The following is an 18182-nucleotide window of genomic DNA, read 5'->3' as shown; positions in this document are numbered from 1 at the left end:
TTCGCCGTATGGTGCGGTGGCGGGCGTCGCTGGCACACTCGATCCATCGATGTCTCGACGGCGACCCGCGGGAGACAGAATGGATCTCCGACTGCTCGGCGCTGTGCACCTACGCGTCGGTGAGAGGATCGTCGGCCTCGAGCGCTCCGGAGAACGGTGTGTCCTCGCCACACTCGCCTTCAGCCCGGGCCGCCCCGTCCAACTCGACACATTGATCGAGAATGTCTGGGGCGAGCAGGCCCCGGTGAAGGCGGCGGAGAGCATCGCGAGCTATGTCCGGGCGGTCCGCAGGGCGGTCGAGGCGGCCGGTGGCCGGCGTGACCTGGTGCTGAACCACCGGCCGCGGGCGTATGAACTGCGTGTCGCACCGGCGGCGATCGACTACCACCGCTTCGCGGCGTTGACGTCCGCCGCCGAGGCGAAGGCGCGGGTGGGGGACCACGGTGCAGCGATCGACGGCTACCGGCAGGCCCTCGACCTCTGGCTGGCCGACCCGCTCGTGGACGTCACCGGCGACTGGGCCGAGCGACGCCGGTACACGCTGTGCCGCAGGCGGATCGAAGTGCTGTGCGCCCTCTTCGAGCAACAGCTCAGGGTGGGTGAGCACGCGTCCGTGGCCGGACAGGCCACCGAGCTGCTCGATCAGATCGTGCCCACCGACCGGCTGGTGGCGCTGGCGATGTTCGGACTGGCCCGCTCCGGCCATCAGGCGATGATTCCCGGCTTCCTCCAGCGGGCCGCTGACCGGATGTGGAGCGCCGTCCGGGTACGCCCTAGTCCGCGGATAACTGCGTTGGCGGATCGCCTGATTCGGGAGGCGGACGCCAGTCGGCTCGATTTCGAGATTATGTTGTCGCCATCCACCGGGATGGTGGAGCCCATTTCCGGGGCCGACGAGGAACGGCCCGGGGCGCCGGCGCACTACGGCGTCGTCATGACCGCGACGCACAACGGAAAAGTGTACCAAGCGTGGGGCCCACAATACATCCTGGAACCCCGGGATTCCGAATGATGAAGTGAGGGTCGCGCTACTCTCGGTCACTTCCGATTCTGGTGCCGAATGTGCAAACTTGATCCTTTCTGAGCGAGTTGTCTCCTCGGAACAGTCTGCGTAGGATCACTAGCGCGCCGATCATGGGCGCCAGAAGGAGAACAAAGGGACACGGCGTCGTCACGCTCTGTCGTCGAGGTCCTTCGTTTGTGCAGCCTGCCTTCCGTCGAGAAAATGTGGAGAGGGTCTCGCTCGATCGTGAAAGATTTGTTCAAGTTGGTTCTTTCGGAACTTGCCCGAGTGGCGCCCATTCGCCCAAAAAGAAGGTCAGCGACTCTTGTCTTAATTGCGTTCCTGGCGATAGCACACTGGGAAGCTGTGGGGGCGAGGTTGAACCCGGAACCGGCCACCGTCACCACCGTAGCAGCAGTTTCGGAGGCGTACACTAACGCCGCTTAGCCGGGGCGGATCGGCCGGCTGTCGGCTGTTTAGGTCCCGGGGACAGTGGGGCTCCAGGGGAGGGGTTGTCCGTACGACGGCCTGGAACCAGGGGCTCCCCTGTCCGCGCGGGTTGGTACAACAGTGCCATCCGGGCGGCGGTGGGCTAGTTCGCGCCCGGGGATCCGGAGAACTGACCGGGTCGCTGCCGTTCGAGGTGCCGACGATGCCCGCCACCGGATACCTGCGGCGGCCGGGCCAGGCTCTGTCCGCCTGGGTGGTGGTCCGCCTGTCGCTGGCAGGTGTTCGCTCGCGAGGTCGGCGACCAGCGGGTTGGGCCGGTGCTGACTACTGGCCCGCATGACGTCGTCGGCCGGATGTCGACCGGAAGGGCGCTACGTCAGACCCGAGGTGACTCGGACCGGCCTCGTACGGGCCCCGTCCCACCTGTCGCGGGTGCCGGCCGCCACCAGTGCGAGTTCGTGCTCAGGGTGACGAGCACCAGCACCGAGAGGCTGGCGGTGCCGAGCATCACGGTCGCCATCGGGACGGCGCTGCCGTCGGGTCCGAGTCCGACCAGCGGCGCGGCGCCGGCCGCGACGCTCGACTGGATCGCGCCCATCACGGCGGCGGCGGTGCCGGCGTGCCCGGGATGGCGGTCCAGCCCCAGGGCCAGGCCGTTGGGGAGCACCATGCCGATGCTGGCGACGAAGAGGAACGACGCCACGGCGACGCCGGGCAGGCTCTGCCCGACCGCACCGGCGAGCAGACCGACGGCGGCGACCAGACCGCCGGTGAGCGCGGCGGTGAGTAGCCGGCGGGGCGGGAACCGGTCGAGCATCCGGGCGTTGAGCTGGCCGAGCGCGACCAGGCCGGCGGCGTTGAGCCCGAAGAGCAGGCTGAACCAGTCCGCCGGTACGCCGAAGACCTCCTGGAACACGAACGAGGAACCGGAGATGTAGGCGAAGAGCCCGGCGAACGCCAGTCCCTGGGTGAGCGCGTAGCCGAGGTAGATCCGGTCGGTGAGCAGCGTCCGCATCGCGCGGGCGGTGGCGGGCAGCCCGCCGACGTTGCGCCGCTGGGCGGGGAGGGTTTCGGGCAGCCGCCAGGCGACCACGGCGAGGAGTACGGCGCCGATCACCGCCAGGGTCACGAAGACGGCCCGCCAGGATCCGAACCGCAGCACCAGGCTGCCCAGGCTCGGTGCCGCGACCGGGGCGATGCCGAAGATCAGGGTCAGCCGGGAGAAGTACTTCGCCGCCCCGACGCCCGAGTAGAGGTCCCGGACGATGGCCCGGGCCACCACCACGCCCATGCCGCCGGTGAACCCCTGGGCCAGCCGGAGCGCGGCGAGCGCCGGGGCGGAGGGCGCGAAGGCGCAGAGCAGGCTGCAGAGCACGTATCCGGTGACGCCGATCAGCACCGGTGGCCGGCGGCCCCACCGGTCGCTGAGCGGCCCGGTGACCAGTTGTCCGAGGGCCAGGCCGAACAGGCAGGTGGTGAGGGAGAGCTGGATCCCGGACTGGCCGGCGCCGAACTCGGCGGTCATCGCCGGGAACGCCGGCAGGTACATGTCCAGGGAGAGCGGTCCGACGGCGGTCAGCGTGCCGAGCAGTACGAGCAGCACGGCCGCGTCGCCGCGACGGACCGGCGCGGCTGCGCTGGGACTCGACACCGTACGTCCCCCTGATCTTTCCGGGAACCCGAACTTTAGCTCTGTTGACAGAGCTTTTCGGGCGCGGCGGAGCCTTGGCGATGTGAGGTGGACGACGCCCCCGGCGGGGCGGTGGAATGTCGGCGGCGGCGAGCCGGTGGTGACGAGATGACTACGGAGGGCCCGGGATGACCGAGGACGGGACGGCCCGGGCGGCGGAGGAACTGGGTGCGGCCGTCGCCGACCTGCACCGCGTGCTGCGCAGGGTGACCAGTCGGCGCACCGGCCGGCCGCCGCTGCCGGACGCGCAGGTGGAGGTGCTGCGGCTGGTCGAACGGTGGCCGGGGATCAGCGTCAAGGAGGCGGCCGAGCGGCTGCACACCGCCGCGAACACGGTCAGCACCCTGGTCGGCGAGCTGACCGGGGCCGGGCTGCTGGAGCGCGACCGGGATCCGGAGAACCGGCGGGTGGTCCGGCTGCGGCTGACCCCGGCGGCCCGCGGCCGGCTCGCCGACTACGCCGGGCATCGCCGCGACCTGCTGCTCGACGCGCTGGACCGGCTCGACGAGGCGGCCCGGCGGGACATCGTCCGGGCCGCGCCGCAACTGCGTCACCTGCTCGTTCTGCTGACCGACCAGGAGCCCCCGACGGCCGTACGGTCCGCAGTACGGGACGGCGCGGGCGGTGCGGAATAGCCGCCGGCGGCCGTGCCAGACTGGACCGTCGATCGGCCGGTCCGATCGGGGCGAGGAGAGAGTTGCGTCGTGTTGCGCTGGTTGACCGCAGGTGAGTCCCATGGTCCCGCCCTCGTGGCACTCCTGGAGGGGATGCCCGCCGGCGTCGAGGTGACCAGCGAGGAGATCGTCCACCAGCTCGGCCGGCGACGGCTCGGCTACGGCCGGGGCGCCCGGATGGCCTTCGAACGCGACGAGGTGGAGATCATCGGTGGTCTCCGGCACGGCGTGACGCTGGGCAGCCCGGTCGCGGTCCGGATCGGCAACTCCGAGTGGCCGAAGTGGCGGACCGTGATGTCAGCCGACCCGGTGGACCCGGAGGTGCTGGCCGGCCAGGCGCGCAACGCCCCGCTGACCCGTCCCCGTCCCGGGCACGCCGACCTGGCCGGCATGCAGAAGTACGGCCACACCGACGCCCGGCCGATCCTCGAACGCGCCAGCGCCCGGGAGACCGCCGCCCGGGTCGCGGTCGGCACGGTGGCCCGGGCGCTGCTCCGGCAGGCCTTCGGGATCGAGATCCTCTCGCACGTCGTCGAGCTGGGCCCGGTCGCGGTCAAGCCCGGCCTGCAACCCCGCCCCGAGGACGCCGAGCGGATCGACGCGGACCCGCTGCGCTGCCTCGACCCCGAGGCGAGCGCCCGGATGGTCGCCGAGGTGGACGCCGCGAAGGCCGACGCCGACACCCTCGGCGGCATCGTCGAGGTCCTCGCCTACGGCGTACCACCGGGGCTGGGCAGCCACGTCCAGTGGGACCGCAAGCTCGACGCCCGGCTCGCCGCCGCGCTGGTCTCGATCCAGGCGATCAAGGGAGTCGAGATCGGTGACGCCTGGCAACAGGCCCGGTCCCGGGGCTCCGTCGCGCACGACGAGATCGTGCCGACCGCGACCGGGGTGCGCCGGGTCACCGACCGGGCCGGTGGCCTGGAGGGCGGCATGACGACCGGTGAGCCGCTGCGGGTCCGGGCCGCGATGAAGCCCATCTCCTCGCTCAACCGGGCGCTCTCCACCGTGGACGTCCTGACCGGTGAGCCGGCCACCGCGATCAACCAGCGCTCGGACGTCTGCGCGGTGCCGGCGGCGGCGGTGGTCGCCGAGACCATGGTCGGGCTGGTGCTCGCCGAGGCGGCGATGGAGAAGTTCGGCGGCGACTCGGTCACCGAGATCCGCCGTAACCTCACGGGCTACCTGGACAACCTGGTGGTCCGGTGAGTGCGAGGAGTGAGCCGGGTTTGCGAGCCCCGCGGTCACGAACGGAAGCAGGCCTCTGATGGCGCCGGTCTGCGTGCTGGTCGGCGCGCCGGGTGCCGGAAAGACCAGCACCGGGCTGCTGGTCGCCGCGGCACTCGGCGTCGAGTTCCGGGACACCGACAGCGACATCGAGGCGGTGACCGGCAAGACCATCCCGGAGATCTTCATCGACGACGGCGAGGCGTACTTCCGTACCCTCGAACGGGCCGCGGTGACGACGGCGCTGGCTTCCTTCGACGGGGTGCTCGCGCTCGGCGGCGGCGCGATCCTGGCCGAGGAGACCCGCGCGGCACTGGCCGGGCACCGGGTGGTCCACCTGTCGGTGGAGCTGCCGGACGCCGCCCGGCGGGTGGGCCTGGGGGCCGGCCGGCCGCTGCTGGCGATGAACCCACGGGCCACCCTGAAGCACCTGCTCGACCAGCGGCGGCCGCTCTACGCCGAGGTGGCCGGCCGGACGGTCATCACCGACGGGCGGACCCCGGCGCAGGTAGCCGAGGAGATCCTGGCCGGCCTCCGCGAGGAGCGGACCAGCGGGGCCGCCGGCTGATCCGTGACGCGGACCCACGGCGGAGCACCCCGGTACGACTTTCGGCGAATCCGCGCCCGCGCCCGCCGGCCTAGGCTCGCGGGGTGCTCGACGACTCCCCGCCGGCCATCGGGGCCCGTCCCTTCGCCTGGCTCAGCCGGAAGCTGTGCTGGCTGCCGCCGGTGACGCTCGGTTTCCTGGTGTTCCTGTTCTGGTTCGCCAGTCCGCGGGTGTCGCCGCCGCTGGCCGCGTACGGTGGCCAGCACCTCTATTCCGGCCGGTGGATCCCGGCGATGTTCGTGCTGGCGGTGCTCACCGGGGTCGCGGTCACGCTGCGGCACCGTTGGCCGTCGGCGCTGCTGGTGCTGGCGGTGGTGGGCTGGCTCGCCTTCTCCTCCTGGAGCGGACTGGTGGTCGCGGTCTACACGCTCGCCGGGACGACGCGACGGCGGGGCGCCCTCGCCGGACTGCTCGGCGCGGCGGGTCTGGTCGTCTTCGTGCCGGTCGCGATGGGCCTGCTGATCGCCGACGGACACCCGATGGTGGTGGTGCTGCCGGCCGCCGCGCTCACCGGGTTGCTGGTGGGGCTGCCGGCGCTCGCCGGGCTCTGGGCGGCGGCGCGCCGCCAGGTGCTCGCCGGGCTGCGTGAGCGGGCGGCCCGGCTGGAGCGGGAACAGCTCGACCGGGCGGAGCGGGCCCGGATCGACGAGCGGGGCCGCATCGCCCGCGAGATGCACGACGTGCTGGCCCACCGGGTGAGCCTGATGGTGCTGCGGGCCGGCGCCCTGGAGGTGAGCGCGGCGGACGAGCGCACGGTCGCCGAGGCGTCGCTGATCCGGACCACCGGCCGGGAGGCGCTGGCCGAACTGCGCCAGGTGCTCGGCATCCTCCGGACCCAGCCGGTGGTCGGCGGCACCGTGCCGGTCGGGCCGCCCGACGACCTGCTCGCCCCGCAGCCGACGCTGCGCGGGCTGGACCGGATGCTGGCCGAGGCCCGCGCCGCCGGGCTCGCGGTGCACCGGCACGACGAGGGAACGGTACGTCCGCTGCCCTCCGCGCCGGACCGGACCGGTTACCGGGTGATCCAGGAGGCGCTGACCAACGTGGTGAAACACGCGGCCGGGTCCCGGGTCGACGTGGTGTTGCGGTACCTGCCGGACACCCTGGAGATCGCGGTGCACAACCGGGCCACCCCGGCACCGGTACGGCCGCTGCCCGGCAGCGGACTTGGCCTGATCGGGCTCCGTGAGCGGGTGGAACTGCTCGGTGGCGAGTTCCACGCGCGGTCCCGCCTCGACGGCGGGTTCACCGTGCTGGCCCGGTTGCCGGCCGGAACGACCGGGGAGGCCGGATGATCAGGGTCCTGGTGGTCGACGACGAGCTGCTGATCCGTTCCGGCCTGCGGATGATCCTGGAGGCGGCGGGGGACATCTCGGTGGTCGCCGAGGCGGCGGACGGGGCGGAGGCGGTTGCCGCGGTGCAGCGGCACCGACCCGACGTGGTGCTGATGGACGTGCGGATGCCCGGCACGGACGGGCTCGCCGCGGCCGCCGCGCTGCACCGGCTCGCCGAGCCGCCCCGGGTGATCATGCTGACCACCTTCGACCTGGACGAGTACGTGCACGCCGCCCTGCGCGCCGGTGCGGTGGGGTTCCTGCTCAAGGACACCCCGCCCCGGGACCTCGCCGCCGCGGTCCGGATCGTCGCCGAGGGCAACGCGATGCTGTCGCCCACCGTGACCCGGCGGCTGATCTCCAGCTTCGCCGCGGGCCGGAGCGACGAGGCGGCGCGGGCCCGCGCCCGGCTGGCCGAGCTGACCGACCGGGAGCGGGAGGTGATCCGGGCGGTGGCCCGTGGCCTCTCCAACGCGGAGGTGGGGCGGGAACTGGCCATGCGGGAGGCGACCGTGAAGACGCACATGAGCCGGGCGCTGGCCAAGCTCGGCCTGGGCAACCGGGTCCAGGCGGCGATCCTGGTGCACGAGGCGGGCCTGGACTGACCGTGGGCAGCCGACCCGGGTGTAAGGAAGGGGCCCTTCCTATCGTTTTCGGTATAGGAAGGGCCCCTTCCTTACACCCCGGGCTCAGGTCCTGTCCGTCGGCGGGCCGCCGATCCGGGCCAGCAGCTCGGCGAGGCGCTCCGGTTCGCTGAACATGGGCCAGTGCCCGGTCGGCAGCGCGTAGAGGTCGGCGCCGGCCAGCCCGGCGAAGAACGGGTTCCCCTGGTCGATCATCTCCCGCACCATCTCGACCGGGAAGGTGCAGGCGATCAGCGCGGTCGGCACCGGCGGGGCGGGGAGGTGGCGTACCGGGTCGGTGGCGGTGCGCAGCGGCTGCCCGGTGGCGCGGGACCGGAGCACGTCCAGCGTCTCGGGGGCCAGCCCGGCCAGGTTGGTCGGATCCTCGGCCGGCTCCCAGGCCGGTGGTGGCAGCAGGTGCCCGTCGCTGATCAGCGCCCGGAGCCGCTCCTGCTCCTCCGGCGGGTTGGTGTCGACTGCGCCACCCCGTCCGGCAGCGGACCGCTGTCCAGGTAGACCACCCGGGCCAGCCGCGCCGGGACCCGCTGCGCGACCTGCTGGACCGGCATCCCGCCGCCGGAGTGGCCGACCAGCACGACGTCGCGCAGGTCCTGGGTCTGATCGCCGCGGAGCGTCTCGGACTGGGCACCGCCGCTCCCGCCACCGGCCTGGCGCAGGCCAAGATCCGCCGGGTGCTGCCCGCGCCGCTCGCGGACCGGCTCGCCGCCGTGCAGGAAACCGTGGGACTCAGCCTGCGCCGCGGGCCGGACACGCCCCGGCCGGCCACCTCGACCCTGCTCGCGTTGGGCGAGGCGGCCCGGGCCCGGCGCCGGGTCACCATCGGGTACCGCTCCCGGGGCGCCGAACCGTCGCCGCGCGACCTCGACCCGTACGGGCTGGTCTTCCGCTCCGGACGGTGGTACGTGACGGGACACGACCCCCGGCGCGGGGAGATCCGCACCTTCCGCCTCGACCGGATCGACTCGGTGACGTTCGGCGCGGAGGGCTTCACCGTGCCGGTCGGCTTCGACCCGGTCGGGCACGTCGTCCGGTCCCTGGCCGGGGTGCCCTACCGGTGGGAGGTGGAGGTGCTGCTGGAGACCGACCTGGCGCAGGCCCGCCGCCGGATCCCGCCGAGCGTGGCCGAGCTGACCGGCACGGCCGACGGCGTGCTGCTGCGGGCCCGGGCCGAGGACCTGACCGGCATGGTGCAGATGCTCGCCGGGCTCGGCTGGCCGTTCACGGTCGTCCGCCCCGACGAGCTGCGCCCGGCGGTCACGGCGTACGCCGCCCGGCTGGCGGGCTTCGTCGAGCGGCCGCCCGCCCGGCCGGCCGGGCAAAGCGTCGCCCCCGACCCCCTCGTCTAGGCTGCTAACCGATGGACGAATCGACCCGTATCCCGGTCGGCGGTGAGCGGCCGTACGACGTGCTCGTCGGTCGCGACCTGCTGGCCGCGCTGCCACCGCTGCTGACCGGCGCCGAGCGCGTCGCGGTGCTCCACGCGCCCCCGCTCAAGGCGCACGCCGACCGCGTGGCGGAGCGGCTGCGCGCCGCCGGGGCCCGCCCGCTGGCGATCGAGGTGCCCGACGCCGAGGCCGGCAAGAGCATCGACATCGCCGCCCGGTGCTGGGACGACCTCGGCGCGGCGGGCTTCACCCGTACCGATGCCGTGGTCGGGGTGGGCGGTGGTGCCCTCACCGACCTGGCCGGGTTCGTCGCCGCCTGCTGGCTGCGCGGGGTCCGCTGGGTGTCGGTGTCGACCTCGCTGCTCGGCATGGTCGACGCCGCGGTCGGCGGCAAGACCGGCATCAACACCGCGGCCGGCAAGAACCTGGTCGGCGCCTTCCATCCGCCCGCCGGGGTGCTCTGCGACCTGGCGATGCTGGACTCGCTGCCGACGGTCGACCTGGCGGCGGGGCTGGCCGAGGTGGTGAAGTCCGGCTTCATCGCCGATCCGGCCATCCTCGACCTGGTCGAGGCGGATCCGGCGGCGGCCACCGACCCCGGCGGGGCGGTGCTGCGCGAGCTGGTCGAGCGGACGATCCAGGTGAAGGTGGACGTGGTCTCCGGTGACCTGCGCGAGGCCGGCCAGCGGGAGATCCTCAACTACGGCCACACCCTCGGGCACGCGATCGAGAAGGTCGACCCGCGGTGGCGAGCGCCGTCTCGACGAGCCCTACGATCTACCTGCTCGCGCTGGCCCGGCTGGCCGGACGGCTGGACGAGGCGACCGCGCGGCGGCACCGGAGCGTACTGACCGCCCTGGGGCTGCCGACCGGGTACCGCGGCGAGGCCTGGCCGGAACTGCTGGCCGCGATGCGGGTGGACAAGAAGACCCGGGGCGACCGGCTGCGCTTCGTGGTGTTGGACGGCCTGGCCCGCACCGGCATTCTGGAAGGTCCCGACGACGACCTGCTCCGCGAGGCGTACGCCGAGGTGGCGCGGGGGCGCAGTCGACGTGGCCTGCGCGCACCGGGCTTCGCAGGCCCGGGCCGGCTCGGCAGCCGGCAGGTGGACGTGTACGGGGTGACCAGCTACGCCGACCTGGCGGAGAGCTGCCGCAAGCTCGGCGGGGAGCTGGGGCTGGACGTCGAGGTGCGGCAGACCGACGCCGAGGCCGAGCTGATCGGCTGGTTGCACCAGGCGGCCGACGAGGAGGCGGCGGTGGTGCTCAACCCGGCCGCCTGGTCGCACTACTCGTACGCGGTGCGGGACGCGTGCGCCCTGCTGCGCGGCCCGCTGATCGAGGTGCACATCTCCAACATCCACGCCCGGGAGGAGTTCCGGCATCACTCGGTGGTCTCCGCCGTGGCCACCGGGGTGATCTGCGGGCTCGGCGTGGACGGCTACCGGCTGGCCCTGCTGCATCTGGCCCAGCGTTCGCATCTGGCCCAGAGTCCGGAACGGCCGCCCGCGTGACCGGGCCAAGATCAGCTGGACGTTCCTAGTAGACTTGCCGGGTCCCTCCGCGTATATGAAGATCAAGGCAGGAAATGGCCACCACCAACGACCTGAAGAACGGGCTGGTTCTCAATCTCGACGGCGAACTCTGGGCCGTCGTGGAGTTCCAGCACGTCAAGCCCGGTAAGGGCGGTGCGTTCGCACGCGCACCACGCTGAAGAACGTGCTGTCCGGCAAGGTCGTCGACAAGACGTTCAACGCGGGCACCAAGGTCGAAACGGCCACCGTCGACAAGCGCACCATGCAGTACCTCTACGCCGACGGCGAGGACTACGTCTTCATGGACCTGGAGATGGCGTACGACCAGATCCCGGTCCCCGGCGGCACCGTGGGGGAGGCGGCCAACTATCTGCTGCCCGAGGCGGAGGCGATCGTCGCCACCCACGAGGGCGTGCCGCTCTACGTCGAGCTGCCGACCAGCGTGGTGCTGGAGATCACCTACACCGAGCCCGGCCTCCAAGGCGACCGGTCCACCGGCGGCAACAAGCCGGCGACCGTCGAGACCGGCGCGACGGTCCAGGTGCCGCTCTTCATCACCACGGGCGAGAAGATCAAGGTCGACACCCGCGACGGCCGCTACCTCGGCCGCGCCTGATGGCGGAGGGTCCCAAGTCGCAGATGCCCGCCCGCCGCAAGGCGCGTAAGCGGGCACTCGACGTCCTCTACGAGGCCGACATGCGGGCCCGTCCCCCCGCCGAGGTGCTCACCGGTTATCTGCGCCGGCTGGACCAGCCGAGGCCGGATCACCTGGACTACGCGATCGGCCTGATCGAGGGCGTCGCCGCCAACCAGAGCCGGATCGACGAGCTGATCGACACCTACGCGGAGGGGTGGACGCTGGACCGGATGCCGGTCGTCGACCGGAACCTGGCCCGGATCGCGATCTACGAGCTGCTCTACCTCGACGAGATCGACGACGCGGTGGCGATCAGCGAGGCGGTCGAGCTGGCCCGGCAGATGTCGACGGACGACTCACCGCGCTTCCTCAACGGCATCCTCGGCCGGATCGCCGAGTACGCCACCCGGTAGATCCGCTTCCGCCCCGCGGGGCGGTGGCGTTCGCGCCCAGGGTCGGGTTTCCATCCGCCTCGCGCTGCTGTTTCGGCGTCCCGAGCGATGGCCTGCTCACCGCCGGGCCCCGCGCGACGGGGCGCGTCGGAATGCGCCACGTCGCCCGCCCGTCTGGGCGCGCTGTTGTTTGCCGCCCCCTGGACGCCGATGTTGTTTCCGGCACCTGTAGAGCTGCCCCGTCTGTGCCCCGGGGGCGCCGGGTGCGGTTGTCCGGTGCTGCCCCGTCTGTGCGCCCGGGGGCGCGGGTGCGGCTGTCCCCTGCTGCCCCGTCCGTGCACCCAGCTCTACAGGCGGTCCGGGGGCCGCCGAATCTCAGGGTGGGTCCGGCGGTCCGGGCCGCCGAATCTTCAGGGGTGAGTCCGGCGGCCCGGGACGACCGCCGAACCTCAGGGGGAGTCCGTCCGGGGCGCGGAGCGGCGCCGGGAGGGGGAGCGGACTTCAGCGAGGCGGGAAAGAGGCGGGAAAAGAGCAAACGGGGTCCGTGCCGGTGGGCACGAACCCCGTTAGTCGCCTGCCCGGGGGTCAGGACGCGAAGAGCGCCCGTGGGTCCGCGACGAGTACGCCGTGCTCGGTCAGCCGCTCGATCAGCCCGGAAGGGGAGGAGTCGTAGACGATCGCGAGCGCCCGCAGGTCGTCCGCGCGAATCGACAGCACCCGCCCGTTGTAGTCACCCCGCTGCTGCTGGATGGCCCGGGCATAGCGGGCGACGTACGCGAGATCCTCGGACGCCTCGTCGTACAGGCGCTCCAGATCGAGCACGATCTTGTTCGTGGGCTCGTGACGGACACCACTGCCGTCAGGCAGCAGCTCCGAGACGGTGCCGGTAGAAGTCGGCGAGCTCGGCGAGCCGCGACACGGTGACAGCGCGGTCACCTCGCTCGTACGAGCCGACGACGACGGCTTTCCAACGCCCGTTTGACTTCTCCTCCACCCCCTGCAGGGACAAACCCTGCTGCTGACGGATGGAGCGCAGGCGCGCGCCCAACGACTTGGCGTATTCAGAGGGCATTCGGCACTCCCAGTGCTGGTCGGGGATCTCCCCAGCGATCGCTACGGAGCGTGACGGTACGGGGATTGCGACACGGGGTCAAGTGCTAGTTACCTACCTATTGCAAAGATCGTGCTCGGCCGGCCGGTTTCCGGTCGCTGACTCGGCGGTCAGCCACCCGCGACGGTCGGCCCCGTGGCCAGTGGTAACGTGGCTGGAGCCCCGGCCCAGCGCCCCACCAGGCGCGAGCCGGAATTCGACATCCTTTAACGACCCGTCCCGTGAGGCGGGGAAGGAGGTCCTCCGTGGCCTACCCGCAGGCTGCCCAGCCGCAGCCGGGCTCGCCACCGTCCGTGAAGGTCATCCTGACCAGCGCCGAGCTGGCCCGGGTCGTCGACCGGGTCGCGCACCAGATCCTCGAGAAGACCCAGGGCGCCGCCGACACCGTCCTGCTCGGCATTCCCACCCGGGGTGCGCCGCTGGCCCGCCGGCTGGCCGCCCGGATCAGTGCCTTCGAGGAGATCGACGTACCGGTCGGTGTGCTCGACATCACGCTCTACCGCGACGACCTCCGGCGGCACGCCGTCCGGGCGGTCGGCCCGACCGACGTACCGCCGGGCGGGGTCGACGGCAAGCGGGTCATCCTCGTCGACGACGTCCTCTTCTCCGGCCGTACGGTGCGGGCCGCCCTGGACGCGCTGAGCGACATCGGCCGGCCGAGTTCCGTACAGCTCGCCGTCCTGGTCGACCGGGGCCACCGCGAGTTGCCCATCCGGGCCGACTACGTGGGCAAGAACATTCCCACCGCGCTCGCCGAGAGCGTCCGGGTCACTCTCGCCGAAACCGACGGGGCCGACGAGGTCAGGCTGATCGGAGGGTCCGCGCACCCATGAGGCACCTACTTTCCGGGGCGGACCTCGACGCCGAGACCGCCACCCTGATCCTGGACACCGCGGCCGAGATGGCGACGGTGGCCGGGCGCGAGGTCAAGAAGCTGCCCGCGCTGCGCGGCCGGACCGTGGTCAACCTCTTCTACGAGGACTCCACCCGGACCCGGATCTCCTTCGAGGCGGCGGCCAAGCGGCTCTCCGCCGACGTGATCAATTTTTCCGCCAAGGGCTCCAGCGTCTCCAAGGGCGAGAGCCTGAAGGACACCGCGCTGACCCTCCAGGCGATGGGGGCGGACGCGGTGGTGATCCGGCACCCGGCCTCCGGTGCGCCGCACACCCTGGCCAACTGGGTGGACGGCTCGGTGCTCAACGCCGGGGACGGCACCCACGAGCACCCGACGCAGGCGCTGCTGGACGCGTACACGATGCGGTCCCGGCTCGGCCGGATCGCCGGCCTCCAGGTCGCCGTCGTCGGTGACGTGCTGCACAGCCGGGTCGCCCGGTCCAACGTGCTGCTCCTGGCCACGTTGGGCGCGAAGGTGACCCTCGTCGGGCCGCCGACGCTGATCCCGGTCGACATCGGCGCGGCGCTCGCTCCCGGCACCGACGTCTCGTACGACCTGGACGCCGTGCTGCCGAACGCCGACGTGGTGATGATGCTGCGGGTGCAGCGTGAGCGGATGGCCGACTCCTTCTTCCCGTCCGCCCGCGAGTACGCCCGCCGCTACGGGCTGGACGGGCCGCGGATGCGGCGCCTGCCGGACCACGCGATCGTGATGCACCCCGGGCCGATGAACCGGGGGATGGAGATCGCACCGGAGGTCGCCGACTCGCCCCGGTCCACCATCGTCGAACAGGTCACCAACGGAGTCTCCGTCCGGATGGCCTGCCTGTACCTGCTGCTGGGGGGAATGAACCGATGAGTGAGGCGTACCTGATCCGCGGGGTGCGGGTCCTCGGCGCCGAGCCGACCGACCTGCTGCTGCGCGACGGCGTCGTCGCCGAGGCCGGCTCCGGGCTGAGCGGGCGGGACGCGGCGGTGGTCGACGCCGACGGCCTGGTCGCGCTCCCCGGCCTGGTCGACCTGCACACGCATCTGCGCGAACCGGGCCGGGAGGACGCCGAGACCGTCGAGTCCGGCTCCCGGGCGGCGGCGCTCGGCGGCTACACCGCCGTCTGCGCGATGGCGAACACCTCGCCGGTCGCCGACACCGCCGGAGTCGTCGAGCAGGTGTGGCGGCTCGGCCGCGAGGCCGGCCTGGTCGACGTGCAGCCGATCGGGGCGGTCACCGTCGGGCTGGCCGGCGAACGCCTGGCCGAACTCGGCGCGATGGCCGACTCCGCGGCCCGGGTGCGGATCTTCTCCGACGACGGGCACTGCGTGGCGGACCCGCGCCTGATGCGCCGGGCGCTGGAGTACGTCAAGGCGTTCGACGGGGTCATCGCGCAGCACGCCGAGGAGCCCCGGCTGACCGAGGGTGCCCAGATGCACGAGGGCGAGGTCTCGACCCGGCTCGGACTGACCGGCTGGCCGGCCGTGGCGGAGGAGGCGATCATCGCCCGGGACGTGCTCCTCGCCGAGCACGTCGGCAGCCGGCTGCACGTCTGCCACCTCTCCACCGCCGGCAGCGTCGAGGTGCTCCGGCACGCCAAGGCGCGCGGGGTCCGGGTCACCGCCGAGGTCACCCCGCACCACCTGCTGCTGACGGACGAACGAGCCGAGAGTTACGACCCGGTGTTCAAGGTGAACCCGCCGCTGCGTACCGCCGCCGACGTCGCCGCGCTCCGCGAGGCGCTGGTCGAGGGGATCATCGACATCGTCGCCACCGACCACGCCCCGCACGCGCTGGAGGACAAGGAGTGCGAGTGGGCGTACGCCCGGCCGGGCATGCTCGGGCTGGAGACGGCACTGTCGGTGCTGCTGTCGGTGCTCGGGGAGCGCTGGGACCTGATCGCCGAGCGGATGTCCCGGACCCCGGCCCGGATCGCCGGCCTCACCGACCACGGTCGGGATCCCGCCCCCGGGGTGCCGGCGAACCTGACCCTGGTCGACCCCGCCGGGCGGCACACCGTGGATCCGGCCGGACTGGCCAGCCGCAGCCGCAACACCCCGTACGCCGGGCTGACCCTGCCCGGGCGGATCGTCGCCACGTTCCTGCGGGGCGAGCCGACGGTGCTGGACGGAAAGGCCGTGAAGTGAGCAGTCGGAGAAGACCAGCCATCCTGGTCCTGGAGGACGGGCGGACCTTCCGCGGCGAGGCGTACGGCAGCGTGGGGGAGACCTTCGGCGAGGCCGTCTTCAACACCGGGATGACCGGCTACCAGGAGACGCTGACCGACCCGTCGTACCACCGGCAGGTGGTGGTGCAGACCGCGCCGCACATCGGCAACACCGGGGTCAACGGCGAGGACGACGAGTCCGGCCGGATCTGGGTGGCCGGCTACGTGGTGCGGGACCCGGCCCGGATCGGGTCGAACTGGCGCAGCAGTGGCGGGTTGGAGGACCGGCTCGCCACCGAGGGCGTGGTCGGGATCAGCGGCGTGGACACCCGGGCGCTGACCCGGCACCTGCGCGAGCGGGGTGCCATGCGGGTGGGCGTGTCGAGCGTGGAGGACGACCCCAAGGCGCTGCTGGCCCGGGTGCGGGAGGCGCCGAAGATGGTGGGTGCCGCCCTCTCCACCGAGGTCAGTACGCCACGGCCGTACACCGTCGCGGCCGAGGGTGAGCACCGGTTCACCGTCGCCGCGCTGGACCTGGGGATCAAGCGCAACGTGCCGCGCCGGCTGGCCGCCCGCGGCGTCACCACGCACGTCCTGCCTGCGACGTCCACCATGGACGAGGTGCTGGCCACGGGTGCGGACGCCGTCTTCTTCTCCCCGGGCCCCGGCGACCCGGCCACCGCCGACCATCCGGTCGGGCTGGCCCGCGAGGTGATGCGCCGGGGGGTCCCGCTCTTCGGCATCTGCTTCGGCAGCCAGATCCTCGGCCGGGCGCTCGGCTTCGGCACCTACAAGCTGGGGTACGGCCACCGTGGCATCAACCAGCCGGTGCTGGACCGGGTCACCGGCAAGGTCGAGGTGACCAGCCACAACCACGGCTTCGCCGTCGACGCGCCGTTGAACCAGGTGATCGACACCGACTTCGGCGAGGTCGAGGTGAGCCACGTGTGCCTCAACGACAACGTGGTCGAGGGCCTGCGGGCGAAGGACGTGCCGGCGTTCACCGTGCAGTACCACCCGGAGGCGGCGGCCGGCCCGCACGACGCGGACTACCTCTTCGACCGCTTCGCGGAACTCATTGAGAAGAAGGGCCACTGATGCCCAAGCGGACCGACCTGCGGCACGTCATGGTGATCGGCTCCGGCCCGATCGTCATCGGCCAGGCCTGCGAGTTCGACTACTCCGGCACCCAGGCCTGCCGGGTGCTGCGCGCCGAGGGGCTGCGGGTCAGCCTGGTCAACTCCAACCCGGCGACCATCATGACCGACCCGGAGTTCGCCGACGCCACGTACGTCGAGCCGATCACCCCGGAGTTCGTCGAGCTGGTCATCGCCAAGGAGCGGCCCGACGCGCTGCTGCCCACCCTGGGCGGGCAGACCGCGCTGAACACCGCCGTCGCCCTGCACGAGTCCGGAGTCCTCGCCAAGTACGGCGTGGAGCTGATCGGCGCCGACATCGACGCGATCCGGCGCGGTGAGGACCGGCAGCTGTTCAAGGAGATCGTCGCCAAGGCCGGCGGCGAGACCCCGCGCAGCCGGGTCTGCCACTCCATGGACGAGGTCCGGGACACCGTCGCCGAGCTGGGGCTGCCGGTGGTGATCCGGCCCTCGTTCACGATGGGCGGCCTCGGCTCGGGGATGGCGCACACCGACCAGGACCTGGACCGGATCGCCGGCGCCGGCCTGGCGGCCAGCCCGGTGCACGAGGTCCTGATCGAGGAGAGCGTGCTCGGCTGGAAGGAGTACGAGCTCGAACTGATGCGCGACCGGCACGACAACGTCGTGGTGGTCTGCTCGATCGAGAACATCGACCCGATGGGCGTGCACACCGGGGACAGCGTCACGGTCGCCCCGGCGATGACGCTCACCGACCGGGAGTACCAGCGCCTGCGCGACCTCGGCATCGCGGTGCTCCGCGAGGTCGGCGTCGACACCGGCGGCTGCAACATCCAGTTCGCGGTCAACCCGACCGACGGTCGGCTGGTCGTGATCGAGATGAACCCCCGGGTCTCCCGCTCCTCGGCGCTGGCCTCCAAGGCGACCGGCTTCCCGATCGCGAAGATCGCCGCGAAGCTGGCCATCGGCTACACCCTGGACGAGATCCCCAACGACATCACCCTGAAGACGCCGGCCGCGTTCGAGCCGACCCTCGACTACGTGGTGGTGAAGATCCCGCGGTTCGCCTTCGAGAAGTTCCCGGCCGCCGACCGGGAGCTGACCACCACGATGAAGTCGGTCGGCGAGGCGATGAGCCTGGGCCGCAACTTCGCCGAGGCGCTGAACAAGGCCATGCGGTCGATGGAGACCCGGGAGGCCGGGTTCTGGACCGTACCGGACCCGGAGGGCGCCACCCTGGAGTCCACGCTGGCGGCGCTGGCCGTCCCGCACGACGGCCGGCTCTACACGGCGGAGCGGGCGCTGCGGCTGCGCCCCGTCGACCAGGTG

The 18182-nt window shown here is 72.4% G+C and carries 16 protein-coding genes and 4 pseudogenes; 16 read left to right on the top strand and 4 right to left on the bottom strand.

What is annotated here, in order from left to right; all coding sequences use genetic code 11:
• Positions 1–79: 79 nt before the first annotated feature.
• Positions 80–1012 carry an AfsR/SARP family transcriptional regulator gene (locus ACQEUR_RS23485; RefSeq protein ID WP_433034926.1) on the top strand — a complete coding sequence of 311 codons (933 nt, stop codon included), beginning with the start codon at positions 80–82 and terminating at the stop codon, positions 1010–1012.
• 901 nt (positions 1013–1913) lie between these two features.
• Here ACQEUR_RS23485 and ACQEUR_RS23480 read toward each other — a convergent pair.
• Positions 1914–3104: pseudogene (locus ACQEUR_RS23480) on the bottom strand (multidrug effflux MFS transporter); the annotation flags it as partial.
• 167 nt (positions 3105–3271) lie between these two features.
• Here ACQEUR_RS23480 and ACQEUR_RS23475 point away from each other — a divergent pair.
• The 5 genes from ACQEUR_RS23475 (at position 3272) to ACQEUR_RS23455 (ending at position 7590) form a co-directional block, all read left to right on the top strand.
• Positions 3272–3778, top strand: coding sequence for a MarR family winged helix-turn-helix transcriptional regulator (locus tag ACQEUR_RS23475; protein ID WP_433034923.1), 507 nt, complete (start codon positions 3272–3274; stop codon positions 3776–3778).
• Between the two features lie 69 nt (positions 3779–3847).
• Entirely contained in the window at positions 3848–5026 is a 1179-nt protein-coding gene (gene aroC, locus ACQEUR_RS23470) for a chorismate synthase (protein ID WP_433034920.1), read from the top strand.
• Between the two features lie 58 nt (positions 5027–5084).
• Positions 5085–5612, top strand: a complete 528-nt coding sequence (locus ACQEUR_RS23465) for a shikimate kinase (RefSeq protein WP_433034917.1) — start codon at positions 5085–5087, stop codon at positions 5610–5612.
• Positions 5613–5695: 83 nt separating this feature from the next.
• Complete coding sequence (locus ACQEUR_RS23460; RefSeq protein ID WP_433034914.1) at positions 5696–6946, top strand: sensor histidine kinase; 1251 nt, start codon at positions 5696–5698, stop codon at positions 6944–6946.
• Positions 6943–7590 carry a response regulator gene (locus ACQEUR_RS23455; RefSeq protein WP_433034911.1) on the top strand — a complete coding sequence of 216 codons (648 nt, stop codon included), beginning with the start codon at positions 6943–6945 and terminating at the stop codon, positions 7588–7590. Before ACQEUR_RS23460 ends, ACQEUR_RS23455 begins: the two co-directional genes overlap by 4 nt.
• An 84-nt stretch (positions 7591–7674) precedes the next feature.
• On the opposite strand, the gene ACQEUR_RS23450 is transcribed toward ACQEUR_RS23455, so the two are convergent.
• On the bottom strand, positions 7675–7950 hold the full coding sequence (locus tag ACQEUR_RS23450) for an alpha/beta fold hydrolase (RefSeq protein ID WP_433034908.1): 276 nt from the start codon (positions 7948–7950) through the stop codon (positions 7675–7677).
• Between the two features lie 89 nt (positions 7951–8039).
• Positions 8040–8204: an alpha/beta fold hydrolase gene (locus ACQEUR_RS23445; RefSeq protein WP_433034905.1), complete on the bottom strand. Its 165-nt coding sequence runs from the start codon at positions 8202–8204 to the stop codon at positions 8040–8042.
• Here ACQEUR_RS23445 and ACQEUR_RS23440 point away from each other — a divergent pair.
• The 5 genes and pseudogenes from ACQEUR_RS23440 to nusB all read left to right on the top strand — a co-directional run bounded on the left by ACQEUR_RS23440 (position 8190) and on the right by nusB (position 11598).
• A complete protein-coding gene (locus tag ACQEUR_RS23440; RefSeq protein ID WP_433034902.1) occupies positions 8190–8975 on the top strand; it encodes a helix-turn-helix transcriptional regulator in 786 nt (261 codons plus the stop codon). The genes ACQEUR_RS23445 and ACQEUR_RS23440 overlap by 15 nt on opposite strands.
• Before the next feature lie 11 nt (positions 8976–8986).
• Positions 8987–10050 (top strand): annotated as a pseudogene (locus tag ACQEUR_RS23435) (3-dehydroquinate synthase family protein); the annotation flags it as partial.
• A 21-nt stretch (positions 10051–10071) separates the two neighbouring features.
• Positions 10072–10527: a type II 3-dehydroquinate dehydratase gene (locus ACQEUR_RS23430; protein WP_433034968.1), complete on the top strand. Its 456-nt coding sequence runs from the start codon at positions 10072–10074 to the stop codon at positions 10525–10527.
• 74 nt (positions 10528–10601) lie between these two features.
• Positions 10602–11164: pseudogene (efp, locus tag ACQEUR_RS23425) on the top strand (elongation factor P).
• 23 nt (positions 11165–11187) lie between these two features.
• On the top strand, positions 11188–11598 hold the full coding sequence (gene nusB / locus ACQEUR_RS23420; protein ID WP_433034965.1) for a transcription antitermination factor NusB: 411 nt from the start codon (positions 11188–11190) through the stop codon (positions 11596–11598).
• Positions 11599–12162: 564 nt separating this feature from the next.
• On the opposite strand, the pseudogene bldD reads toward nusB, so the two are convergent.
• A pseudogene (gene bldD, locus ACQEUR_RS23415) lies at positions 12163–12649 on the bottom strand (transcriptional regulator BldD).
• A 284-nt stretch (positions 12650–12933) separates the two neighbouring features.
• Between bldD and pyrR the strand changes: the two are divergent.
• From pyrR to carB, 5 genes are all read left to right on the top strand, one after another.
• Positions 12934–13521, top strand: coding sequence for a bifunctional pyr operon transcriptional regulator/uracil phosphoribosyltransferase PyrR (gene pyrR / locus ACQEUR_RS23410; RefSeq protein WP_433034899.1), 588 nt, complete (start codon positions 12934–12936; stop codon positions 13519–13521).
• The gene (locus ACQEUR_RS23405; RefSeq protein WP_433034896.1) at positions 13518–14441 is read left to right on the top strand and encodes an aspartate carbamoyltransferase catalytic subunit; all 924 of its coding nucleotides are present in this window, start codon (positions 13518–13520) and stop codon (positions 14439–14441) included. Before pyrR ends, ACQEUR_RS23405 begins: the two co-directional genes overlap by 4 nt.
• Positions 14438–15718 carry a dihydroorotase gene (locus tag ACQEUR_RS23400; protein ID WP_433034893.1) on the top strand — a complete coding sequence of 427 codons (1281 nt, stop codon included), beginning with the start codon at positions 14438–14440 and terminating at the stop codon, positions 15716–15718. Before ACQEUR_RS23405 ends, ACQEUR_RS23400 begins: the two co-directional genes overlap by 4 nt.
• Positions 15715–16836, top strand: coding sequence for a glutamine-hydrolyzing carbamoyl-phosphate synthase small subunit (gene carA / locus ACQEUR_RS23395; RefSeq protein WP_433034890.1), 1122 nt, complete (start codon positions 15715–15717; stop codon positions 16834–16836). The genes ACQEUR_RS23400 and carA overlap by 4 nt, the downstream gene beginning before the upstream one ends.
• On the top strand, positions 16836–18182 hold a 1347-nt coding region (gene carB / locus ACQEUR_RS23390), incomplete at its 3' end, for a carbamoyl-phosphate synthase large subunit (RefSeq protein ID WP_433034887.1). The genes carA and carB, both read left to right, overlap by 1 nt.

It is taken from the genome of Plantactinospora sp. CA-290183 (genome assembly GCF_050936375.1).
Taxonomy (GTDB): Bacteria; Actinomycetota; Actinomycetes; order Mycobacteriales; family Micromonosporaceae; genus Plantactinospora.
Note: the sequence above shows the minus strand (reverse complement) of the source record. Positions and strands in the feature narration are given on the sequence as shown.